The organism is Bacillus cereus group sp. BfR-BA-01311 (assembly GCF_022664295.1).
GTDB lineage: Bacteria > Bacillota > Bacilli > Bacillales > Bacillaceae_G > Bacillus_A > Bacillus_A cereus.
Map to the genome: position 1 here is coordinate 498,725 of NZ_JAKUHC010000002.1, position 24,294 is coordinate 523,018.

The window sequence follows — 24,294 nt, forward strand, 5'->3', positions numbered from 1 at the left end:
AAATATACATAGTTCACTTCCCCTATAGACTTAGTAACCCGCCTCAAAAAAAACAGAAAAATCAATCTCTTTATGCCGTATTGAATTTTCAAAATATTAATCGTACCAAAAAACCATTAAGAATGCTGATTGAATTTATCATACAATTAATTATATTGTCAATAATAAATCAATCAAAAACAATCGGTTGATTATGTATCAAATGTTATTTTTATACATAATTATTTTCTCAAAAACATTGTTGTTTTCCACCTTAATATTCATACACATTTTATTACATTGATTTTCATACAATTTTCATTACATACAATGCAATAAAAATTATAATAACCTCAAATGAATTATTATTTAAAAATAATAATTCATTTGAGGTTATTTTACCATTTTAATACTAACAAAAAAGTGCAGATTTTCATCTGCACTTTTTTTATTCTTCCGCTTCAGCTTCTGCACTACTATTTCCAAGATGCTCCTTCTGAGCTTCCTCTTGCAGCTCCGCTGAAATCATCCCATAATAAAGTTCCGGATATAACCCAAATATTTGATATACACTTCCTAAAAACGGCATCAGAATCCCTCTTTTCTAAAGTTGTATTGCCACTTTTAAGGATTCCCTTTTCATTCATTATACATTCGTTTTTGACGTTTCTTCTTCATCTTGAACACCTAATAAATTTTGCCATTTTTTATACGGAGCGCTATTTGGATCTACATATCCTTTCGCATGCGAGCGATCCCACAATTGTTTAATAAACATTTCTTTCTCTTTCTTTGCCACCATATCGGCACCTGTACCGTAATAGTTCTGGAAATACAACTCGATTTCATCAAGGAATAGTCTTAATAATTCATCTGATGTTTCTTCTAACGTCGGATCATACTTCGCTTCACGATCATACATTAAAATCATATCTAAAAGATTGTGGACATGTTCTTTTCTAAGCCATCTTACATCTTGGGCTCCTAATACGAACGGATGTGTATATAAATGTCCACCTTGTATCATCGCCTTTTCTTGCTCTTCTTCAAATCGTGACAAGATGTTTTCATAAATAAACGGATTATGAAGCAACGCTCTGTGTAATTTATAACTTTCGCTTGAAATATTTTTCCCCATTGACTGAATTAAAAAGCTACGTCCTACACCGTTATATTGATACACAAACTGTCCATCAACAGCAACTAAACTAATCCAGCGATACATATATGCGTATAGTAATGCACGATTACATTTATCATAATCTAATTTTGTTTGAGTCGCATTTAAATCTGGCATAAAGGCTGGTAAGTGCCAATACTTATCTAAATGCGGCGTTAAACTAGATTTTTTACTATTTAATTTGTTTACACGGCGATAATACGATTGGAAATAGTCACCTTTATCATTCATAAATCCACTTGAAATATGTCCTGATGATAATTTAGGAAAGTCTTGCAGCGATAAGCCGTAATGCGCTCGATAACAGATCACTTCAAATGGCGAAAAGGCTTCATGTACTGTATCTTTTTCTTTAAACATTTCTTGAATTAATTCCTCTTGCAACTCTTTCTTTAAAGAAGGATGTATACCCCAATATTGTAATTCCCTATGATGAGCAACTTTCGGAACGAATGGACTCGCTAAATGGAACAGGTCTTCAATTTTTTCACGAACGTATTCATCGCGATCACGTTTCTTATAATCTGCTTCTTTTCGCAACGCTTCAATAATATTCAGTTCTAATTTATCACGATAGCGTACTTGCAGTTCGTCATAACAATAGCTCAGTATATGTTCTCGGTAGAAATCCTCTACCTTTTTCGACTGAATCTCTTCTGTTTTCGCATCACGACAATATTCCCCGTACAAACTCATGTAAATTTCCGCTGATATATCTTTCGGTAGTACACCTAAATTTAAATGTTGCTGCATATCTTGCCATATCTTTTCTTGCAGCTGTTCCTCAGCTAATACATATACATTCGTCGGGTTTGTTTTCCCTTCAAATTCCTTACTGCGCTTTTGGATTTCAAACAGTAAATTTTCACGTGTTTCATGTAAATTATCAAAAAATCTTTCCCAATATTGAATCATTTTATTAACTGCTTGATATAGCGATTGATATACAAGTTCTAATAGCATTTCTTTTCGATATTCATTTAATTTGTGTACATATTGCGTTACGATGTCTTCAAATTCTCTTTTGAATAAACGTTGCTGATTATTAATCATTTTTCCGAACCAGCCTTGTTGTTGAGCAATTTCTACTCGGCGTACAGCCGTTACCGTTCCATCAATATTACCCACATTAAATTTTTTATCGTAATTTTGAATTACATTACGCTTTTGTTCATTATTTTCATGTAGTCGATTCATTTTTTCTACTAACTGCTTTCGAATTTCATATAACATAAAACGCGCTGCTACTGGGTGAACGGGATCTGTTTTCTTTAAAAACCATGTATTTAATTGATAGGACTGCCCTTCAGAACCACTTGGTGAAAAGCGGTCTGATTCAATCATGTCATATAAAAGTGTCGTTACATGTTCATGTACCCGGCTCGGAATCGCATACGCATATAAACGCACCGCATGATCCACTCTTGCCACTTCACCCTTCATCTGTTCCATCATTTTCAGTTTCGTAGCTGAAATTTTACACTCATGTTGCAGACGATTTAATTCCTCATCTTTTTGCACCGTTCGTTGTACATAACTTTCTACAGCTTCTAAAAACAGTTTTGATTTCGCAACTCCGAGCTTACCACCCTCTGCTCCTTCACGTGTTTCATTGTACATTTGTCTATAGAAAATATGAGCTTGCTCTGGACGGGTAGCAAGATGCTCCAAGTCCTCTAAATAACTTTTACCTCTCTCCGGCTTTTCACGTTGCATCCCACGTTTTACATCTTGATCGTATCTTTGCTTCTTCTCTTGAAACAGTTGATCTAAATGAAGCCACGATTCATCTAAACCTTGCACGGCCCATTTTAAAGCACAATATTTTAACACATGTTCATATGGATAAATGAGTTTTGCCGTTCCTGCCCCGCAATATCGTCCTTTTCCGCTTGATTCTGCTAATTGCTGAATTTGATTGTCTTCCTGTGCAAAATGACTTGTGGACATCGGGCTAAATAACTGTAAATAAATTGTATTTGCCATCTGTTCCATATAGTCTGATAAATTGTGTAAATGGTGTCCATGTAGGTTTTCGTAATCGTATAAGAAACAATAATTGTACGGTAAATGATGTTGTTTAATTGTATGATTCGTTCTTCCGTCTTCATCTACTTGATCAGGGCGATACTCTAATTCAATTGTTACACCGCCGCGTTTTGATAATTCTCCAGTAGACCCGAGCGTAATAGCATGTAATTCTTTTAAAGATGCATAGCCATTTGCTTGCACCGTTTCAAATTCTTTCGCGCTAACCGTTCTCGTCTTTACTAAAACATCCGGCATTAAAAACGCACCGCGTATTAAAATGTTATGATGCTGCAATTTCTTCCGAAGCATTTCACGTAAATATAAAGCAATTTGCAGAAACATCCCTGAACCTGTTCCGCCTGCTAGTGATGTTACTATAATGACACGCACACCATATTCCGTTTGATCACTTGTAACCGGAAAGATTTTCTCGATTTCTTGCCAAAAAGACGTCAATTTATCTTCTTTCATCGCAGCACGTAACGCTAAACGTGAAATGACGCGTAACTGTCCTGCTCCTTCTGTTAATGGTTTATCAAGTATAGTCGGATCCATCGGAAACCACTCTGGGATCGTTGGATCTCCCGCAATATACTCCCTAGGCGTTTTACTAGAACTTGTTTGTGTCTTAAACTTTCGAATATGATCGAATTTACTTAATGTATTCACATCTGTATCAAATACGTGCATTGCTACCTTTTTCCGGCGCTCTTCAGGCAGTTTTTCATATATTTGATGCGTCACAGTACTACCGATTCCACCTAAACCAATTAATATTGTTGGAACTTGTAATGTCATGTGAACCACCTTCCTATTCTTGCTTGTTGGAAAAAAGGAAAGAGGATCAATACTCCATCCCCTTCTTATCCCTACCTACTATTCACACTCGTATTTGTAAATCTCCTTACCATATCCTCTATCAATTAGTAAAAGTTCATTTGGATATAGTGTCTTATGTTCCATTCCTACTTCATCCTCTGCTATAAACATTCCATCAATAATCATTCCAACTACTTGTGATTCTTTCGCTACAAAGACAGATTTCGAACCTTTCTTCGCTATAAACGTAACGGATTGCACGGTTTTTCTTTCTGCTCTAAATGGGATACCAAAATAATGGTTCCACCATTTATTCCGAAGTAATTCTGGTTCAGATTGATATAGCCAATCTTTCGCTACCTCTTGATCCCATTCATAATACAGTAGTGCTTTCCGGTGAAATCTTGGCCGAATAATCCATCCTAAAACAATGATTCCTACTACTAGCAGTAATAAAGTGATAGGAATGACAAACTTAAAAATAAGCGCATATTTTTCATAAAACGGAGCATCTTGAATATGGAATGTTATGTTTTTCTTTACTTCTTGTAACTTTGAATCCTGCACTACGATGGTAGCTTCTACGGTGCCGGTATCTGTAAAATTGAATGTGTCGGAGTAATGCGGTCGAGGATAAATGTAAATTTGATTACCATGCTGTTTTATTTCATAGTTGATTGATTGTTTAGATGTGACACCAGTAGATTTTAATAGTTTTTTTACAGCCTCTTCTGTCATCGGCTTATCATCTAACTGTGGTTGTATAATAAATGGTTTACTATTCTCTAAATTTGTTACTTTTTCTTCATAATCTTTCGTGACAGTTTGAAGTGATAATTTAGGCTTTTTCGTTGTTTCGATTTTAAATTCTTTCGTCTGTCTGTAAAACCCCTTTATGTTCATATGAACTTTCCCGCGTACTAATCCTTTAGTAAGCTTCGTTTCGTAATAAAATACATGTCTTTTATCGTCCCACTTCATCGCATATTGCTTCCCGTCTATTTCTACTTCTGCCTGAAAGTAAGAAGACTGAACTGGCAACTCAGTAGGTTTTGCTTCAATAACAGCTGTCACATCTTCATACATTTCCTCAACATTTTTTCTATCCTTATCCTCTTTGTCATAAGTAGAAACAGTATAATTAAGTGCCGGTTCGACTAGTACTTGTAATCCTTCTTTCTCAATATCTCGGTCCACTTCTATCGTATACGTTCCTGGTTTAATAACTTCTTCATTTTCCGTACTGATATGAACTATATTTCCGAACAATTTCGCTTCACCTGGTGCATGTATGGAAAAAGAAGATTGTAATTGTAATGGTTTAGAAATTTGTGTGACCTGATAATCGGGCAAAGAAGGCGATTGTCGTACAAGTGTCATACGTTTTAACGGAAATGGTGTTGTAATCTCTACTTTCTTCCCTACTACTTTCGTTTTTACAATCGATTCAACGGAAGAGAACGGATCACGATTTGCAACTAATGCTGCCACTTGATTGACGCTTTTTACAATGCCATCTTCTCCGCTTGACGGCATCGTAACACCATTTATCTCTTTCTTCCATATTTCCTTGAACGTATTTAGTTGTTCTTTTTCTTGTTGTCCTAAATCTTCTTCCATCGTAATTAAGACTGGATGTAACGATATCTTTTTTGCATCCATTTCTTTCTTAAACTGGGCTAATTTCCGCAAAATTTGTTCTTTTCCGCCAACCTTATCTTTCTCTAAATCATTAAATGCCCCGTCAGTTAACACAATAAGCCAAAATTCACGTTTCCCATCTATATCGGCTTCCTTTTTTATAGATTGCATCGCCGTTTCTACTGCGCTAAATGGAGTATTTAAATACGTTTTCCATGCTCCAATTCCCTCAATTTCTGTTTGCCTTTTATCCTTCGTTAACGAAATGTTTAATGGATCATTCGGCTTACTCATTGGAACGTAAGAAAATTTATCTTTTTCATCCAATAGCGCAACTAAACTTTGCAAAGCATAATTGGCATATTTCCAGCGATCGTTATTTCTCATGCTGCCCGAATCGTCATATACAAGTGAAACGACCCTTTCCTTTGCCTCCTCTCCTTTTGCAAAAGCTGATAAAGGTAAACATATAAATAGAAACAACATGAACGTGGCACAAATTCGGATTTTCATGATGAGGCTTCGCCACCTTTGTAGACAAATTCCTATGTTTAAATTTATGAGAGGAAACAAGATATATGACTTGTATTTTAGGACAACTAACCCACCATAACTTTATTATGTAAACAGATCATACACTTGGTAATATTCCTTCTAGCATTCTCTATCCAATTATATAAGTAAAAAAGCCTGTTTAAGCTCCACGCTTAAAACAGACTTTTCCTACTTTTTATTTTAAAAACACATAACAAAAAGTTTGATTTTTAACTTAACACATCACTTCTATTGTAAATCCACCAGGTGCTTCAACGTAAAACGTATACGCATGGGCATGCTTAGGAGGCTCGACCAAAAATCCATCTTCCTTCAATCTTTGATTTATCTTATCTACTTGTTCTTCACTTTCTTGTGGAAATCCTACATGAAATGTTTTTGGATACTGAACTTCTTTTCCTTTCATTAACGTTAGTATAAATCCATCATTATCACGCATAACTGCAAAGGCATTCCCCCTTGTTCCACTACAAATTAAACCAAAATACCTCTCTAAAAACTCTCTAGATACTGTTACATCTGTAACTGTTAAATTAAGATGTTTAATTCCCAATTCATCACCTTCTTTCTTAATTTTCTAACATTTTATCATACAATTAAAAAACACGCCTTTCACAGCGTGTTTCCTTGCTTTACATACACTTCAACAATCGGATTCTCTTTATTATCCGCATGCAAGCGTATATTCTCTTCACTTGTATTATAAATACTAGCTAATAACATTATCGTTAACACATTAGATGTCTTCGCATCACTTCCGTATTTTCTCTCAAGTGCTTCCTTATATTCAAAATCTAAATCCCCCTGCACATATGTATACACTTCAAAACCATCTTCTAAATTGCAAACTACTGTATCAATAATATCTGCCCCTACTTGCTTCTTCATTTCCTCTCGCAACGCTTCAATAAATTCTTCCCACGGTACTTCGTATGTCTGAAACTGATCTGTAGATTTCATGCCTTTTCCTCCTTATATATCCTCTTTTTATATTTCCCCTTTCCTACAACAATTATGATAGATAGGGCATTCGTACAAGCCGCACTTGTCCCCCTTACATATCGTATTACTGTAATGCGGAAGGAGGAAAGAACATGCATAGACAAAAATGTTATGATACATGCCGACGTTACTTCGGAAAAGTTGTTCGGATTGAAGACCGTGATGGCCGTATACATTTAGGAAAAATAATTGATGTGACACAAAGCTCTGTATGGATTGAACCGGTGCAACAGCGCTCATCTTTTGATTCCGGATTCGGATACTATGACGCTTATGCAAACGGTGGTTGCGATCTTTGCGGCGGCCTTAGCAGATGTGATAGTTGCGGATTTGGATGCGGTGGCGGTGGCGGTGGTGGATTCAGCAGCTGCGGATGTGGTGGTCGTGGTTGTAGTAGTTGTGGTTGCGGCGGCTGGGGTGGCGGCGGTTGTGGCTGGGGTGTTGAACTCGGATTTGGTTTCATCTTCGGAATTACATTAGCTGCATTATTTTTCATTTAACATAGTAAAGAGTTGACTACCTTTAGCCAACTCTTTTTCTTTATTTTTCACATATAAAAATACGATGCCCTAAAATGTGTTGGTACATAAGCCGTACATTTTCATGCTGTACCCACGCCTCATATAACTCATTCGGAATATGTGAGGATACATTCCATTCTGGCTCTTCTACATAGCCAGAGATCGTTTCTGCAATCGTGCCACCGCCAGCAATTGTAATTCTTTTAAAATTTGCTTTCTGAAATAATTGTACCCACTCATTCTCAGTTAATAGTTCTTTCATGCCATATAATTGGGCGATTTTTTCTTCCTCACTCTTATCAATGTGCCTATCAATAATCATTTCAATGACAACAAGCTTACCATCCTGCTGTAATACACGATAACACTCCGAGATAACCCTTTCTTTGTCTGTAAAAGCGATGATTGATTCTCCAAGTACGAACTCAAATGAGTTATTCAAACACGGTAAATGCTCTACATTTCCTTCAATTAATTTTATATCTAACCCTTCAAACAACCATCTATCTTTTGCCTTTTGAATCATAATTTCATTCTTTTCAACCGTTGTTACTTTATAACCAAATTCCCTTGTCATATATGCCGCTGTTTTCCCCGTACCGCAACCTATCTCAAGGACATTCGCCCCATATTTAAAAGGCAGTTGTGCTAACAATTGTTTTGTTAACGTAAAACCACCAGGATGAGCACTTCCTATTCCGTAATAAGCTAGGAAATCGATGTATGTGTTTCGCTTCATGGGATTCTCCCTTTTTTATTTTATATATTCGAAGACGGAAGAAAAGTGCATAGAAAAAGGGGCGTATTGTACGCCCCTCATCTTACTTATCCTCTGTAATATATGCCCATTTATAGCTGTAGTCTCCACCAACTGGGTGATGAACAATACCTTTTACTTTCTGTCTTTGAACGATAGCATCACCACGTTGATATAATGGTGCAATTACAGCATCATCAAGTAACATTTTCTCAGCTTTTAGTAAGCTATCCCAACGTTCTTTCGTTTTCGTTAATAGCTCGCCTTTACCTTTTTGTACAATTTCATCATATTTTGGATTTGAATATCCAGTTTGGTTATGAGGACCATCTGTAACGAACATATCAATGAATGTCATTGGATCTAAGTAGTCAGGTCCCCAACCAGCGTAAGATAAATCATAATCTAAATCTGATTCTAATTTTAACTTTTGCTTAAACGGTTGATTTTTCAAGTTCACTGTTAACCCTGGTAAGTTTTTCTCAAGTTCTCCTTTTAAGAACTCTCCTACTTTTTTCGCATTATCGCTATCGTAGTTTAATAGCTCAATCGTTACTTGCTCTTTTCCAAGATCTTTTTTCGCTTTTTCCCAATGTTCTTTTGCTTTTTTTACATCTGTTTTTAAAATATCTCCGTTATCTTTACGGAAGTCTTTTCCATCTGGACTCTTCGCAAATTCTTTTGGTACTAAGTAATCTGCCGGTGTAGATCCGTCATTTAAAATAACGTTTGTTAAGCCTTTTTTATCATATGCCTTCGCAATCGCTAAACGTAAATCTTTATTCTTTAATACTGTATCTTGCCCACCACGTTTTTGGTTTAAACGTAAGAAGAACGTTGATGGTGTTTTTTGTGTATAGAAGTCCGGATTTGATTTATATTTGTCAACCATTTCAGATGTAAGTCCCGCACGATCGATTTGTCCGCTTTCATATAAGTTTACACGTGTACCGCTATCTTTTACTACGTTAAAGTTGATTTCATCTAACTTAACTGTTTTATTATCCCAATATTGTGCATTTTTCTTTAATTTCCATCCTTCTTCATGTTTCCAGTCCGTTAATGTAAATGGTCCGTTATATAACGTTGTATCTGCTTCTAAACCAAATTTTTCGCCTTTTTCTTTTACGAATTTTTCATTTAACGGATAGAATGTTCCAAATGAAGTTAATTCTACAAAGTAAGGAACTGGATTTTCTAATTCTACCTCTAATGTGTAGTCATCTACAGCTTTTACACCTAACGTATCAAGTGGTGCTTTCCCATCATTAATTGCTTTTGCGTTCTTTAAATCAAACATAATGTATGCATATTCTGCTGCTGTATTTTTATCTACTGCACGTTTCCAAGCAAACACGAAATCCTTCGCTGTTACAGGGTCTCCATTTGACCATTTTGCATTTTTATTTAATGTAAATGTATACTTTTTACCATCATCACTCTTTTTATATGATTCAGCAACCCCTGGAGCTGCTTTATTATCTTTATCAAGTCGATATAAACCTTCCATTACGTTATTTAAAGCAAGAAACGATACTTGGTCTGTCGCTTTCGAAGAATCCATAGATGGAATTTCCTGGGCTTCTGTTAAATTCAAGACTTGCTTCGCTGCTAATTTTCCGCCTTCTTTTTCACCACTTTTCGGTGTTGTGCTTGCCTTCTCTTTATCTCCTGATCCAGAGCAAGCTGTTAATGCCATACTCATTACTAAAACTGGTGCTACGACCGCTGTCAATTTTTTCATCTTTTTTCTCTTCATTTTTTTGTACCCTCCCCAATTATATGTACGATATTAACATTTAGAAATTCTCTACTAACTTTCGTTATCAGAAAATTCTTATTAATTAATATTCTACTGTTTTTTTAGATTTTGTAAAGTATTTTTGTAAATTTTCTAAATGTTTATTTTTTTATTATAGTAACTTGCTGTTTTAACTACTATATGAATTATCCCCCGTCTACTATATGTAAACATCCCTTCCCTTATTCCAATCTATTACTACGTTCTATATTTTTCTTATTAGCATGAGGTCTCTTACTATCATTCATCTGTCTTACTACTTACTGACCTCTCTATTTTCCTCCGATAGAACCTTCCTAATTACCTACCCGATTCTCGATAGGCTAACGAGATTTATTCCCTTATGCATACTAAAAAGCATTTCAAAAGCAGCTCAGCCACTTTTGAAATGCTTTCACTTTATTTTTTTCCGCCATCCTCAGTTACATACGCCCACTTAAAGCTATATTCTGGACTGATGTTATGTTTCACAATTCCTTTTACATTCGGTTTCATTACGTACGATCTTCCTGTTTGATATAAAGGAACTAACCCTGCATCTTCTTCAAGGAATAATTTTTCAGCTTTCCCTAACGTTTCCCAACGTTTTTTCGCATCACTCATTAATTCATTACCTGCTTTTCCTACCATTTCATCGTATTTTGGATTTGAATAACTCATTTGGTTGTACGGGCTCTTCGATTCAAACATATCAATAAATGTCATTGGATCCGCATAGTCTGGACTCCAACCTGCATAAGAAATTTCATAATCTTGCGCAGTTTCTAATTTTAATTTTTGTTTGAACGGCTGAATTTTTGTATTAATCGTTACACCTTTTAAATTTTTCTCAATTTGATCTTTTACATAGTCAGCAATCTTTTTCGCAGTTCCATCATCATAACTTAGCAATTCAATTGTCACTTGATCTTTTCCAAGTTCTTTTTTCGCCGCTTCCCAAGCTGCTGCTCCTTTTTTCGGATTATATTTCAGACCATTTTTAAATGTATCTTGATAATCTTTACCATCTGGCCCTGTCGCAAGTCCTTTTGGAACCAATTGATCTGTTGCTTTTGATCCATTATTTAAAATTACATTTGCCAATCCTTTTTTATCAACTGATAATGCAATTGCTTCACGAAGTTTTTTGCTCTTTAAAGGCGTGTCTTGTCCGTTACGTTTTTGATTTAAACGTAAGAAGAATGTACTTGATTCCGCATACTCACCATATTCTTCTTTGTTCGATTTATATTTATCTACAAACTCTCCTGATAGTAATGTAAAATCAATTGATCCTGTATCATATAAGTTTACTTTCGTTGCAACCTCTTTTACTACACTATAGTTAATTTCTTCTAATTTCACAGTCTTTTTATCCCAGTACTTATCATTTTTCTTCAGCTGCCAACCTTGTTCATGTTTCCATGAAGACATAACGAATGGACCGTTATACACAGTTGTATCTGCTTCTAAACCGTACTTATCACCTTTTTCTTTTACGAATTTTTCATTTAATGGATAGTATGATGGGAATGCTAATAAATTTAAGAAATACGGTACCGGTTTTTCTAATTCTACTTCTAGCGTGTAATCATCTACCGCCTTCGCTCCTAATTCAGTTACAGGTTTTTCCCCTTTATTAATCGCTTCTGCATTTTTAATATAGTAAGCAATAAATGCATATTCTGCCGCAGTATTCTTATCAAGTAAGCGCTGCCATGCGAAAACGAAATCTTTCGCTGTTACAGGATCACCATTTGACCATTTTGCATCTTTTCGCAGTTTAAACGTATACTTTTTACCATCTTCACTTTTCGTACTAGACTCTGCCGCAGCAGGAATTGGCTTATTGTCTTTATCAAGGCGATATAGGCCTTCCATCGTGTTCCCTAAAATTTGCGCACCTAATGTATCAGTAGATTTAGAAGTATCCATCGTCGGAATTTCTTGGTTTTCCGTACGATTTAATACTTGTTTCGCTGCATATTTAATATCTGATTTTTTTTCTTCCCCACTATTTGATGTAGTAGTCGTTTTCTTTTCCCCACCTGACCCAGAACATGCTGTCAATGCAACACTCATCGCTAAAACTGGTACCACAACTGCCGTTAACTTTTTCATCTTTTTTCTCTTCATTTTTGTACCCTCCCTAATTATATGTACATTACCAACCCTTGAGAGACCCCTTACTAAAGATTAATTTTTCAGAAAATTACAACTAATGTTATTCTACTCTTTTTTTCGCATTTGTAAATAGTTTAATTTTAAATATTCCGACTCTTTAATTTTAGTAGGATTTATCCCCCATCTACTATATGTACATACTATACACCTTATTCTCCTCTATTTAACCATACTAAAAATTAGTATTTTAAGCTCAAAAAAAGCATTTCAAAGTAGCTTAGCTACTTTGAAATGCTTTTTTAACTCTATTATTTTTCAGTTACATATGCCCACTTAAAGCTAAATTCTGGACTGATATTATGTTTTACTACTCCCTTTACATTTGGTTGTAAAACATAAGAATCTCCACGTTGATATAAAGGTACGATCGCTACATCTTCTTCAAGTAATGTTTTTTCAGCTTTTCCTAACTCTTCCCAACGTTTTTTCGCATCGCTCATTAATTCCGTTCCAGCTTTTTTCACCATGCCGTCATATTTAGGGTCAGAGAAGCTCATTTGGTTATGAGAATGTCCAGTCTCAAACATATCTAAGAACGTCATTGGATCTGCATAATCCGGATTCCATCCGCCATACGAAATATCATATTGTTGTTCAGTCTCTAATTTTAGTTTTTGCTTAAATGGTTGAAGTTTAATATTAACTGTTACACCTTTTAAGTTTTTCTCAATCTGATCTTTAATATATTCGCCAACTTTTTTCGCATTACCAGTATCGTAGTTTAAGAATTCAATCGTAACTTGATCTTTTCCAAGTTCTTTTTTCGCTTCTTCCCAAGCTGCAGCAGCTTTTTTAGGATTTGGTTTCAAACCATTTTTAAATGTTTCTTGGAAATCTTTACCGTCCGGTCCAGTTGCTAATCCTTTTGGTACTAAGAAGTCAGCTTCTTTTGATCCATCATTTAAAATTACATTTGCTAAATTCTTTTTATCAATTGATAGCGCAATTGCTTCACGTAATTTTTTGCTCTTTAATGGCGTGTCTTGTCCATCACGTTTTTGGTTCATACGAATGAAATACGTACTCACTTGTGAATATGTGCCAAATTCATCTTTCTTGCTTCTATATTTATCTACGAACTCTCCAGTTAATAAAGCAAAGTCAACTTGACCGCTATCATATAAATTGATAAGAGTTGCTGGTTCTTTAACAACACTGAAGTTAACTTCTTCAAGTTTTACAGTCTTTTTATCCCAATATTGATCATTTTTCTTTAATTGCCATCCTTGTTCATGCTTCCAATCTTTAAGAACGAACGGTCCATTATAAACTGTTGTATCAGACTCTATACCGAACTTCTCCCCTTTTTCTTTTACGAATTTTTCATTTAATGGGTAGTACGATGGGAATGCTACTAAGTTTAAGAAGTACGGTACCGCTTGCTCTAATTCAACTTCAAGCGTAAGATCATCTACCGCTTTCACTCCTAATTCAGCTACAGGTTTTTCACCTTTATTAACCACTTCTGCATTTTTAATTGGGAATGCGATAAATGCATACTCAGCAGCTGTTTTTGGATCTAATAGACGTTGCCAAGCATATACGAAATCTTTCGCCGTTACTGGATCTCCATTTGACCATTTTGCATCTTTACGTAGTTTAAATGTATATTTTTTACCATCTTCACTTTTCGTGCTAGATTCTGCTGCAGCTGGAATAGGCTTATTATCTTTATCAAGACGATATAATCCTTCCATCGTATTCCCTAGCATTTGTGAAGATACTGTATCTGTTGATTTAGAAGAATCCATCGTTGGAATCTCTTGGTTTACTGTTCGATTCAACACTTGTTTTGCCGCTAATTTTCCCTCTGACTTGCTATCTCCACTTGAGTTTGTGCTTGTCTTCTTATCTCCACCTGATGTAGAACATGCTGTTAACGCCATGCTCATTGCTAAAACCGGTGCTACAACTGCTGTTAGTTTTTTCATTTGTTTCTTTTTCATTTTGTACCCTCCCTAATTCTTAACGATAGCTATTAAAGAATTTTCTGATAATTCTGTTTTTCTCTATATATTTATCAGACGATTCTTACTAATTCTTATTCTACTAATTTTTTAATTTTTGTAAAGTATTATTATTGAAAATTTTTAAAAAATTATTTTTTTACAGTAATATTCATAAAAATGCCATATTTTGTTCAAACCTTATTTCGCATTCATACACATCCGTTGTTTTAATCACTTTCATCTCATTTACCACTTGAATACTTGTTAATTATTGCTAATAAATAATGCATATATCTAAAAACATCTTTTCTACAAAAATAAAAAAGTCAGCAAAGCTGACTTTTTACCCGACCATTTTTTCTCTTTTCATTTCCTCTACTACTCTCGTATACTTCTCATCATCAAATTCATTTTCACTTTTCGCAACAACTACAGTTGCAATACCGTTACCAATTAAATTAACGATAGCACGTGCTTCTGACATGAAACGATCTACACCAAGTAATAACGCTAAACCTTCTAATGGGATAACATTCATTGCAGATAGAGTAGATGCTAGTACAATGAATCCCCCACCGGTTACTGCCGCTGCTCCTTTAGATGTAACTAACAAAATAGCTATTATAGTTAATTGTTGACCTAGTGAAAGATCAACGTGAAAAACTTGTGCTAAAAATATAGTTGCCATTGATAAATAAATCGTTGTTCCATCTAAGTTAAAAGAATAGCCTGTTGGAATGACTAAACCTACTACCGGTTTCGAACACCCGAAGTCTTCCATCTTTGTCATCATCCGCGGCAGTACTGATTCTGACGATGATGTCCCGAGAACAATAAGTAATTCTTCTTTAATATGCGCTAAATATTTCCACAAACTAAATTTGTACAGTTTACAAATAAAATTTAAAACAATAAAAACAAATAATACCATTGTCGCATATACACAAATCATTAATTTACCAAGTGGTATGAGCGTGCTTAAACCATACTTCCCAATTGTAAATGCCATCCCACCGAATGCTCCAGCCGGTGCTAATTTCATTACAATTGATAAAATGTTAAAAAATACTTTCGATAATCTTTCAAAAAAGTCAATAACCGGTTGTCCATTTTTCCCTAACATCGTTAACCCTGCGCCGAATAAAATGGAGAAGAACAGAACTTGTAAAATATCACCTTTGGCAAATGCTTCAAACATGTTAGACGGCACGATATGTAAAAAGAAATCCATCCATTTCATTTCTTGTCCGCTTTGTACATATTGTGAAACATCTCCGCCCTTTAGTTTTGAGGGATCTAATCCATCTCCTGGACGTACAACATTCGCTACGATGATACCAATAATTAAAGCCGCTGTTGTAACAATTTCAAAATATAATAGTGCCTTCCCACCAACACGGCCTACCTTTTTCATACTTCCCATACTTGCAATACCGAGCACAATTGTTAAAAAGATAATCGGTGCAATAACCATTTTAATCATATTGATGAATGTTTCACCAATTGGCTTCATTTGTTGTCCAACACTCGGCTAAATTGCCCCTACTGCAATACCACAAATAATGGCCACAATAACTTGGAATGTTAAATTCTTTACGATTCTCATTTTTGATACTCCCCTGTATTTTCATTTCTCCCATACTATTTCAATAATTGCTAATGATATATTCTATGTAATAGCCCCCCTGTTATTTAACTTAAACTATAATTTTATGTTACACTATTATCTTAAAATTGAAAATAGTATATAATATTTACGAATAAAAGACATACTATTTAACATAATAAAAAAGCAGACATTACATCTGCTTTAATTCTCCTCAATCTTTTTTTCACTTAATCCTAGATGTGTTCTAAGAGTATTACTCAAACTCTGTAGATCTTTTTTATTAGGATTATAATAATATACACGTTGCCCGTTTGGGCCATTAGGTAAGTATAAATCATCACCAGCTAATTGTATTTTTTCAAATGAACCGTTTAAACCGTATTTATAAAAAGATAAAATATCATCCATTACTAAATTTGTTTTAAAATCACCATCAACCGCCTCAACTATTTTTTCTAGCTTCGTAATCGATCCTACACTTTTTAATTTACTTAAAATCGCTTCAATAACAAGTTGTTGGCGCTGTCCTCTCATTGCATCACTATCAATATGGCGCGTTCTTGCTAGTGCAAGTGCTTCTTCCCCATTTAATTTTTGTAATCCTTTTTTCAAATGAATCGCATCAGGTTCATCTTTACTATTTTGCTCCGTAAATTCAACTGGGACATCCACTTCAATACCATCTAACCCATCAACAATTTTAGTAAAGGAACCAAAATTAAATTTCACAAAATAATCAACAGGCACCTGTAACAATTTTTCTACTGCTTCCACAGAAGCTTGCGGTCCTCCATCTTTACCATTTTTAACGAAACCACTTCCATATGCATGGGTTATTTTATCTTTTTTCTTTTCAACTGGAACATATGTATATGTATCACGCGGTATGCTCGTTAATTTCACTGTTTTATCGTCTTTATTAAAAGTCGCTAACAATAATGCATCTGTATGAAATGCACCATTATATTCCTTTTGTCGTTCTTGATTTTCATCAATTCCCATAATTAAAAGTGAAACATGATTTGCAATTGGCTTTACAGATTTCTCACGTAAATTGGATTTTTCACCTCGTGCTAAATTCAAATTAGATTTTTGTACAAGACTAGAAGTTTTCATATATACATAGGCTCCATAGCCAATTCCACCAAATAGTAATACCGCCAGTAGTAAACTTATTATCGTTTTCTTTTTATATTTTTGCTTATTTTTCTCTTCTCTTAAAGATGAATGATTACCCATTTACTCTCCTCCTGTTTCTATTCATCCAATATGTTTTTCATTTTTTCATATTTAGCACTATCCTTTTGAAACATACTTTCTTTCAATCCCTTATCTATTTGTATCCATTCAGTCGTAACTGAATATTGAATCAAGCCTTCTTGAAAACTAAGAAATTTCAACATAACCCCTGTATTTTTCTCCACAACCATTTCGAATTTCCCTCTTAAATCTTCAGAGGTGCTAACAGGCATCTCTATGTTTATAACTCCTTCAATTTTGTAACAATCTAATCCAAGATATTTCGTTTCTTTATAATTCCAATCTTTATATCGAATTAATAAATCTGCGAATTCTGATTGAATACTATATTTAGCTAGCCCTACATATTCATCATCATATCTCTTTTTCTCATCTGATTTTCTCACTAACCTTTCCGTAGGATTTAATTTTAATAGTTCATTGTTTCTTTCTTTCGGGTTCCATTTTTTCTCTTTATAAGTATACTTCTCATCATCAAATTCTTTTTTCTTCCCCTCGTTATATATAATTGTTCGTTTTTTGGCTAGTTTATCTTCTTTCGAAGAGATACCTCTTTGTTTCTCCGTATCAATCGCATACTTATATGTTGTAGCAATTCTTGATGAGCTAGAATATTCCTCAAATTGTCCTGAAATATTTTTAAAATAATCAATAGAATCTAGCATTTTTTGATGAATCTTTTCTTTATCTGGATAATGTACATTCGATTTTATTTCTTCTTCATTTTCATAATCAGAAAACGCTTTTTTCTTTACATATTCAAATACTCCACCATTTTGCGCAAAACTTTGTATAGAAAACTCAGACATAGATACCACTGAAAGTATACAAACCGCTGTACTAATTATCATCATATGAATTTTGTAACTCTTCTTTTTTACCTTAAGATTATGTAGCTTGCTATTAATCTTTTCATTTAACTCTGGAGGTACTATAACATTTTCATCTTTTATTCTCTTTTTTAATTTCTCATCAAATAATTTTTCATTATCCATCCTTTACACCCCCTATTCCATCTTTAATCGTTTTTGTAGTTGTTCCCTCGCACGTGATAATCTTGATTTCACTGTTCCTTCCGGTATTTCTAACAGCTTTGCTATACTCTCTTGATGCATGTCTTCATAGTAATAAAGCACCGTAACAGCTCTTAATTCTTCATGTAACGATTGAATCGCATTACACAAATCTATATCTTCATACTGATCACAAACACTCATATTGTAATCATTCTCTTCTGTCACAATTACATTTTTATACGCTCTAATAATATTGTTACACTCATTTATTAGTATTCGAATTAACCAAGTTTGAAAAAATTCTTCTTTTTTTAATTTTTTTATATTTTCATAGGCTTTTAAAATTGTTGTCTGTATCGCATCCTCTATATTTGTCTCATCACGTAACATCGCCTTTGCTATTCGATACATCTTCGCTTTTTCTGTATGTATAAGCGCTATAAAGGCTTCATGATCACCTTTTTTCGCTAAAGAAACATCCGTTTCTTCTTTTACAATCATTTTATATAAAGGGATTACTTTCACAATTGCTCCTCCTGTTTCATCCTCACTTCATCACTTCCAATTTAACTTTACATGTATTAGACGTATGAACCTAGAAAAAGGTTCATTTTTTTGAATATTCCTGTAATTAAAAAGATAAATATCCTTTATAAGTGTTATGTGATAAACATACTAGTTTAAATTTACAAATAAAAAAAGCCCACTTTCTCAGTGGACTTTCTACTCTATAACGGTAAATCCCTCTTCCTAAATACTACAATCGTTACGATAAAAATACAAAGCGCTACAGTAGTTAAACCTATACTTATCGGCCATATATTATATGATCCTTCAGCAATTTCTTTCGGACGAAACAGCGTAAATAATGATAGGTTTTTCATCCATTCTAACTTATCACTTAACTTCCCCACCATATCCAATACGAAAAATAAAATAGTTAAACTCGCTGAATAACTTAGTGCTTTTCTTTCGTCATTACATATACAAGAAAAGAAAAATGAATACGCACTAACGACTAAAAATATGAGCCCTCCGACTACATTTATCTTCAAAAATAATTCTTTATTTAAGTTGTTATCTTGTAAAAACCATTCTGCACCTACTAACCCAGCTACATACGTAACAGATACAATAATTAGAAGTCCCAATATGAGAACAGCAGCTTGTGTAATCGCAATTTGCACTCTAGATACAGGTGTTGCTAGCAAGTATGCCATTGCTCCTTTATCTACATGACGAGCAATTAAATGTGTCGCAACTGTTACGCAAAAAATTGTTAAAATGATAATAAACAATAGACTATAGTATTCGCCCGCTAGAAAATCCATTACGTTTTGAATCGGACTTTCCATACCAACGATTTTTTTCACACTATCAGGCATGGCAGCTATTAATTCATTTAGCCCTTTCGCTGATACCATTGACGGGAATATCCAAATTAATAACCACAGATATAAAGCTGCACCAGACGCATAACTCAAAATACTTTTTTGTGTTTCTTTCAAACTAGCTAAAAATAATTGCTTATTCATGCGTTACCCCTTCTTTCTTATCGTAATAATGCATAAATAAATGTTCTAAATCCATCGCTCTCGTTTGAAGTGCCGTTACATTATAGTTTGAAAGTGTTTGTAAAACAGTTTGATAGTTTCCTTGTACAATGATAGATGCCTCTCTACCTTTTACCGCTTCAAATTGCAAATTACACTTTGTAAGGGACTCAATCTCTTCTTGTGATGATACTGTTACATCTATCACCTGTCTTCTCATACTTTGTAAATCGTGAATATTTTCAACCGTTACGAGTCGACCATCTTTAATAATAGCTACTCTATCACAAGTTCTCTCAATTTCAGTAAAAATATGTGATGACATTAGGATTGTTTTTCCTCTTTGCTTTTCCTCTAATATTAAATCTATAAACACTTGTTGCATAAGTGGATCAAGTCCAGATGTTGGTTCATCTAAAATTAACACCTCTGGATCATGCATAAATGCAGCGACTATCCCTACTTTTTGCTTCATTCCTTTAGACATTTTGCGAATCGGTGTTTTCACATCAAATTGCAGACGCTCTATCAGTTCATCTCGTCTTTTCGTATCCTTTAATCCACGCATTCCCTGCATTAATTTTAAAAACTCTAATCCATTCATTCCTTCAATAAAAGAAATTTCACCTGGCAAGTAACCAACTTCCCTTTGAATTTTCGCTGCTTCATTCCAACAATCTAATCCAAAAATTGTCGCTTTACCAGCTGTCGGTTTTATAAATCCCATTAAATTACGAATCGTCGTTGATTTTCCGGCACCATTCGGTCCTAAATAACCAAATACTTCTCCCTCTTTTACATCAAATGTAATATGAAACAAACCTTTTCCATTCGAAAACTGTTTTGTGACATCTTGAACTGAAATCATAATTCCACCTCATTTTTTGAAATATTGAATATGTGATATTTCAAAATTATTGTACTCCTCATCTTCCATATTCGCAACAATTTTTTGAAATATTTATTAGTCCATATTTCAAAATTATTGTTTTCCATTATTTTTTCTTGTATATTTTAAGTGAGGTGATTGCATTGAACGGCTTTGAAAGAGTAAAAGAAAAGAAAAAGCGTGCCATTAAAGAAGCAGCATTCGTATTATTTTCAGAACGTGGATTTAATGAAGTGAAAATAGAACATATCGCAAAAGAAGCAAACGTTTCTCAAGTTACAATTTATAATCATTTCGGAAGTAAAGATGCGTTATTTAGGGAGCTTATACAAGAATTTATCATATCTGAATTTCAATATTATAAAGAGCTTGCAGAAGAAAAATTACCTTTTCATGATATGATGCAAAAAATGATTGTAAGAAAAATGAATACTGGCGGATTATTTCAACCTGATATGTTACTACAAATGATGCAAAGGGACGAAGAACTCCGTAAGTTTATTTATAGTTATCAAAATGAAAAAATCCTACCCTGGTATTTAGAAATATTAGAACGAGCTCAGCGCAAAAACGAAATTAATCCACACCTTACTAAAGAAATGATGTTACTTTACATTCAAATGTTTACTAAATTAGGTGATGATTTTGGGGCACAACTTCTTGAAGGAAATCGGGAAAAACATATACAAGATATCGTCACGATGTTCTTTTATGGACTGTCCGTCCCAGAAAAATAATTGTTTCTAAAAAACAAATACAATCACCAAAAAGCCCTTTGGATATTTAAATCTCAAGGGCTTTTTCATATCAAATAAATAGCTAAAACTAACTTTATCTTAAAGAAGTTAAATGCCGCTTTATAGATAACACCTTATTATAGATTAACTCTTTTAGCATAACAGGCTGAATTGAAATAATCGTTTCACCGAAATTCATAAAATAACTTGAAATAAAATCAAATTCTTGCTTGTTAAAATAGCCTGTTATAATGTAATTTTCATTTTCCTTTTGCATCCTCATGGAAGGATAATTCTCTTTATCAAAAATGTCCTTTCCTTTTTGATTAACAATGACGCTAAAATCAATTGCATCAGACTTTCTGTGAAAGGTAGTAAGATAACTTAATAATTCTTCAAGATTTTTCGGATTAATATTGCTCGTTTCCACAATAGAAAGAATTTTATCACATCTAATTATTTGAACATGATTTGTCTCAAAATCAAAGATTTTAGCATACCACTGGCCAAATTTAGATTCTACTCGAATAAATTGGGCAACCAATGCTTGCTCCTCATCTTTTTTTTAAATATGTTAAATGATAAACTCGCTCAGCAAAAATTCCCTGTAAAATTTCTTTTAAGAACGGACTAAAATTACTATGATTTGTTACTTCAAAGGAAAGCGTTCGTTCCATAATTGAAATATTTTTACTCACATTATCAGGTAATACATGTTTAAATTTATTTTCAAGCGCAATACTTTCTACATTAAATGGTTTTGTCTTGTATCCATTTAGCGTAAGAATTGAAAAGTATAACGCATACATTTCATCCACACTAAAATAAATTGGCGATAACACACTATTTTCTATAATTTTATAACTTCCATTTCTACCTAATTCAGAATATATGGGTACACCTATTTCTTCCAATGATTGAATATCTCGCAACGCAGTACTTTTAGAAATATCATATCTAGCCATTAAATCTTTTAAATTAAAATATCCTTTATTATTTAAGAAAATAAGCATGTCATTTATTCGTTCAGTTTTTTTCATATTTCCCTCCCAAAAAGGTATCATGTATTGAAACCTTTTTAATCTATATTATAATTATCAACTAATAAAGGAGTTATATATTTATGACATTAGAGATAGCTATTTTTCTTTCAATGAACGGGCAAGCAAAGGAGGCGATTAACTTTTATACACGTAATTTAGAAGCCAAAAAATTAATGATTGTTACGTATGAAGAACTGGCGAAAAGAGATAGTTCTTTTAAAATTACAAGTGAAAATAAAGATCATATTGCTCACTCTGTTTTACAAATTGGGAATACAAAGCTAATGATAGCAGAAGATACAATGAAGCATAATGAACGTTATAACGTTGGAAATAACATGTCACTTTGCATTCAAAGCGCTAATTTAGAGGAAATACAACGGTTTTATAATAATTTAATTTCCGATAAGCATGTGAAAATAATCTCTCCGCTAGAAAAAAATATATTTAGTGAAGCATATAGTATTATTGAAGATCCTTATGGCATACAAATCCAATTAATGTATGATAAACGACTAAACTAATTAATTAATCATATTCACATATTCCTAATAAAAAAGACACGAAATTCGTGTCTTTTTATTTTATAGAAATGACTCTACCCTTTTCACTGCTTTCAATCGCTAATTGAATCAGTTTAATAACATCTAAACCTTCTTTTGCTGTTACAGGTAGTTCCTCACCATTTAATATACTATCTCGTACACCTTTATAATAATTGTCATAACAACCGACTTCTGTTGGAATACGCTCTAAGCTTTCTTCTGTTTCTAAAGTAGCAAAATTCTCTTCATCGTCTACTCCATAACCGTTATCACCTGGCTTCATTCCATTTTTTAATTGCTCTTCCTGCGAATCCATACCGTACTTCACGATAGAACCTTTCTCTCCATGCACTATAAAATGTGGTCCAGCTTTTTTCACATAACTGCTACTACGTAAAATGACACGTTTAACTCCGTAATGAAGTACTATGTGGAAATAATCATCCACCTCTGCACCTGGTCGTTGTTTTATTACATCTGCACTTATCGCATCTGGTTTCCCGAATATTGATAACGCTTGGTCAATTAAATGCGATCCTAAATCGTATAATATACCGGAGCCTGGTAGATTTTTTTCTCTCCATCGATCACGTACATGTGGACGGAAACGATCAAAATTCGATTCATATGCGTATACATTCCCTACTCTGTTTTCTCCTAACAATTTCTTAATTGTTAAGAAATCATTATCAAAACGACGATTATGATATACGCTTAACATTACATTATGCTGCTCTGCTAATGAAATAAGCTCTTCCCCTTCTTCAATTGAGACAACAAATGGTTTTTCTACAACAACATGCTTACCTTTTAAAATTGCTTCTTTTACATATGGAAAATGAGTTGTATTAGGTGATGTAATAACAACTAAGTCAACATCAGCTCGCTTCACCAATTCATCAATTGTACTAACAACATTAGCGTTTGGTAATGTTTCTTTTACTACCTCTTCTTTTGAGGATAATACAGCACGAATATCATATTCTTCTATTGTTTGTAATAGTGGGATATGAAATGTCGTACTAGAAAAACCAAATCCTACAATCCCTACACCTATTTTTTTCATGTTGCCCCTCCATTTGTCCCGCTTTAACGGGCAGTAAGATTCCTAACTCAAAATTCAGTGAAAGCTAAGGCATTAGGTGAGGAATCAACTGCTTGTTAAAGCCCGATTGGTTCAACTAATAATCAGTGAGGATGAAGAAACTCCCCATTGATTAAAGTTTCACTTTATGAGAACGATT

At 33.9% G+C, this 24,294-nt stretch carries 18 protein-coding genes and 2 pseudogenes; 3 read left to right on the forward strand and 17 right to left on the reverse strand.

Annotation, left to right across the window (positions count from 1 at the left end; translation table 11 throughout):
- Window positions 1-427: 427 nt before the first annotated feature.
- From MR136_RS07655 to MR136_RS07675, 5 genes are all read right to left on the reverse strand, one after another.
- Window positions 428-568, reverse strand: a complete 141-nt coding sequence (locus tag MR136_RS07655; RefSeq protein WP_001116195.1) for a hypothetical protein — start codon at window positions 566-568, stop codon at window positions 428-430.
- Window positions 569-625: 57 nt separating this feature from the next.
- Window positions 626-3,988: a tubulin-like doman-containing protein gene (locus tag MR136_RS07660; protein WP_242259307.1), complete on the reverse strand. Its 3,363-nt coding sequence runs from the start codon at window positions 3,986-3,988 to the stop codon at window positions 626-628.
- Between the two features lie 78 nt (window positions 3,989-4,066).
- Window positions 4,067-6,163 carry a vWA domain-containing protein gene (locus MR136_RS07665; RefSeq protein ID WP_017673155.1) on the reverse strand — a complete coding sequence of 699 codons (2,097 nt, stop codon included), beginning with the start codon at window positions 6,161-6,163 and terminating at the stop codon, window positions 4,067-4,069.
- A gap of 256 nt (window positions 6,164-6,419) precedes the next feature.
- Window positions 6,420-6,758 (reverse strand): VOC family protein, encoded by a 339-nt coding sequence (locus MR136_RS07670; RefSeq protein ID WP_017673156.1) that lies wholly within the window; start codon window positions 6,756-6,758, stop codon window positions 6,420-6,422.
- A 59-nt stretch (window positions 6,759-6,817) separates the two neighbouring features.
- Window positions 6,818-7,165, reverse strand: a complete 348-nt coding sequence (locus MR136_RS07675; protein WP_017673157.1) for a hypothetical protein — start codon at window positions 7,163-7,165, stop codon at window positions 6,818-6,820.
- Between the two features lie 134 nt (window positions 7,166-7,299).
- Between MR136_RS07675 and MR136_RS07680 the strand changes: the two genes are divergently transcribed.
- Window positions 7,300-7,707: a hypothetical protein gene (locus tag MR136_RS07680; protein WP_017673158.1), complete on the forward strand. Its 408-nt coding sequence runs from the start codon at window positions 7,300-7,302 to the stop codon at window positions 7,705-7,707.
- 40 nt (window positions 7,708-7,747) lie between these two features.
- Here MR136_RS07680 and MR136_RS07685 read toward each other — a convergent pair whose 3' ends face one another.
- The 10 genes and pseudogenes from MR136_RS07685 to MR136_RS07730 all read right to left on the reverse strand — a co-directional run bounded on the left by MR136_RS07685 (window position 7,748) and on the right by MR136_RS07730 (window position 20,704).
- Window positions 7,748-8,467: a class I SAM-dependent methyltransferase gene (locus MR136_RS07685; RefSeq protein WP_061457575.1), complete on the reverse strand. Its 720-nt coding sequence runs from the start codon at window positions 8,465-8,467 to the stop codon at window positions 7,748-7,750.
- A gap of 82 nt (window positions 8,468-8,549) precedes the next feature.
- Entirely contained in the window at window positions 8,550-10,244 is a 1,695-nt protein-coding gene (locus MR136_RS07690; RefSeq protein WP_061457577.1) for a peptide ABC transporter substrate-binding protein, read from the reverse strand.
- A gap of 441 nt (window positions 10,245-10,685) precedes the next feature.
- Window positions 10,686-12,401: a peptide ABC transporter substrate-binding protein gene (locus tag MR136_RS07695; RefSeq protein WP_061457579.1), complete on the reverse strand. Its 1,716-nt coding sequence runs from the start codon at window positions 12,399-12,401 to the stop codon at window positions 10,686-10,688.
- Window positions 12,402-12,697: 296 nt separating this feature from the next.
- On the reverse strand, window positions 12,698-14,395 hold the full coding sequence (locus MR136_RS07700; protein ID WP_000730151.1) for a peptide ABC transporter substrate-binding protein: 1,698 nt from the start codon (window positions 14,393-14,395) through the stop codon (window positions 12,698-12,700).
- 346 nt (window positions 14,396-14,741) lie between these two features.
- Window positions 14,742-16,004, reverse strand: a pseudogene (locus tag MR136_RS07705) (dicarboxylate/amino acid:cation symporter).
- Between the two features lie 204 nt (window positions 16,005-16,208).
- Window positions 16,209-17,246, reverse strand: a complete 1,038-nt coding sequence (locus tag MR136_RS07710) for an LCP family protein (protein WP_017673161.1) — start codon at window positions 17,244-17,246, stop codon at window positions 16,209-16,211.
- 17 nt (window positions 17,247-17,263) lie between these two features.
- Entirely contained in the window at window positions 17,264-18,262 is a 999-nt protein-coding gene (locus tag MR136_RS07715; protein WP_017673162.1) for a hypothetical protein, read from the reverse strand.
- A gap of 12 nt (window positions 18,263-18,274) precedes the next feature.
- A complete protein-coding gene (locus tag MR136_RS07720) occupies window positions 18,275-18,808 on the reverse strand; it encodes a sigma-70 family RNA polymerase sigma factor (protein WP_061457581.1) in 534 nt (177 codons plus the stop codon).
- Window positions 18,809-19,011: 203 nt separating this feature from the next.
- Window positions 19,012-19,818, reverse strand: a complete 807-nt coding sequence (locus MR136_RS07725) for an ABC transporter permease subunit (RefSeq protein ID WP_017673163.1) — start codon at window positions 19,816-19,818, stop codon at window positions 19,012-19,014.
- A complete protein-coding gene (locus tag MR136_RS07730; protein WP_000626569.1) occupies window positions 19,811-20,704 on the reverse strand; it encodes an ABC transporter ATP-binding protein in 894 nt (297 codons plus the stop codon). The genes MR136_RS07725 and MR136_RS07730 overlap by 8 nt, the downstream gene beginning before the upstream one ends.
- 155 nt (window positions 20,705-20,859) lie before the next feature.
- Between MR136_RS07730 and MR136_RS07735 the strand changes: the two genes are divergently transcribed.
- Complete coding sequence (locus MR136_RS07735; protein WP_128809258.1) at window positions 20,860-21,462, forward strand: TetR/AcrR family transcriptional regulator; 603 nt, start codon at window positions 20,860-20,862, stop codon at window positions 21,460-21,462.
- A gap of 94 nt (window positions 21,463-21,556) precedes the next feature.
- Here MR136_RS07735 and MR136_RS07740 read toward each other — a convergent pair.
- Window positions 21,557-22,526, reverse strand: a pseudogene (locus MR136_RS07740) (helix-turn-helix transcriptional regulator).
- Window positions 22,527-22,585: 59 nt separating this feature from the next.
- On the opposite strand from MR136_RS07740, the gene MR136_RS07745 reads away from it, so the two are divergent.
- Complete coding sequence (locus tag MR136_RS07745; RefSeq protein ID WP_017673166.1) at window positions 22,586-23,029, forward strand: VOC family protein; 444 nt, start codon at window positions 22,586-22,588, stop codon at window positions 23,027-23,029.
- Window positions 23,030-23,084: 55 nt separating this feature from the next.
- Here the strand turns inward: MR136_RS07745 and MR136_RS07750 are convergent, their stop codons facing one another.
- Window positions 23,085-24,116, reverse strand: coding sequence for an oxidoreductase (locus MR136_RS07750; protein ID WP_017673167.1), 1,032 nt, complete (start codon window positions 24,114-24,116; stop codon window positions 23,085-23,087).
- Between the last annotated feature and the right edge of the window lie 178 nt (window positions 24,117-24,294).

What these genes read in the sequence shown, in the direction of transcription:
- MR136_RS07680 (WP_017673158.1), top strand. Translation starts at nt 7,300, where the DNA reads ATGCATAGACAAAAATGTTATGATACATGCCGACGTTACTTCGGAAAA.
- MR136_RS07655 (WP_001116195.1), bottom strand. Translation starts at nt 568, where the DNA reads ATGCCGTTTTTAGGAAGTGTATATCAAATATTTGGGTTATATCCGGAA.
- MR136_RS07745 (WP_017673166.1), top strand. Translation starts at nt 22,586, where the DNA reads ATGACATTAGAGATAGCTATTTTTCTTTCAATGAACGGGCAAGCAAAG.
- MR136_RS07685 (WP_061457575.1), bottom strand. Translation starts at nt 8,467, where the DNA reads ATGAAGCGAAACACATACATCGATTTCCTAGCTTATTACGGAATAGGA.
- MR136_RS07665 (WP_017673155.1), bottom strand. Translation starts at nt 6,163, where the DNA reads ATGAAAATCCGAATTTGTGCCACGTTCATGTTGTTTCTATTTATATGT.
- MR136_RS07675 (WP_017673157.1), bottom strand. Translation starts at nt 7,165, where the DNA reads ATGAAATCTACAGATCAGTTTCAGACATACGAAGTACCGTGGGAAGAA.
- MR136_RS07695 (WP_061457579.1), bottom strand. Translation starts at nt 12,401, where the DNA reads ATGAAGAGAAAAAAGATGAAAAAGTTAACGGCAGTTGTGGTACCAGTT.
- MR136_RS07725 (WP_017673163.1), bottom strand. Translation starts at nt 19,818, where the DNA reads ATGAATAAGCAATTATTTTTAGCTAGTTTGAAAGAAACACAAAAAAGT.
- MR136_RS07700 (WP_000730151.1), bottom strand. Translation starts at nt 14,395, where the DNA reads ATGAAAAAGAAACAAATGAAAAAACTAACAGCAGTTGTAGCACCGGTT.
- MR136_RS07715 (WP_017673162.1), bottom strand. Translation starts at nt 18,262, where the DNA reads ATGGATAATGAAAAATTATTTGATGAGAAATTAAAAAAGAGAATAAAA.
- MR136_RS07690 (WP_061457577.1), bottom strand. Translation starts at nt 10,244, where the DNA reads ATGAAGAGAAAAAAGATGAAAAAATTGACAGCGGTCGTAGCACCAGTT.
- MR136_RS07730 (WP_000626569.1), bottom strand. Translation starts at nt 20,704, where the DNA reads ATGATTTCAGTTCAAGATGTCACAAAACAGTTTTCGAATGGAAAAGGT.
- MR136_RS07710 (WP_017673161.1), bottom strand. Translation starts at nt 17,246, where the DNA reads ATGGGTAATCATTCATCTTTAAGAGAAGAGAAAAATAAGCAAAAATAT.
- MR136_RS07660 (WP_242259307.1), bottom strand. Translation starts at nt 3,988, where the DNA reads ATGACATTACAAGTTCCAACAATATTAATTGGTTTAGGTGGAATCGGT.
- MR136_RS07750 (WP_017673167.1), bottom strand. Translation starts at nt 24,116, where the DNA reads ATGAAAAAAATAGGTGTAGGGATTGTAGGATTTGGTTTTTCTAGTACG.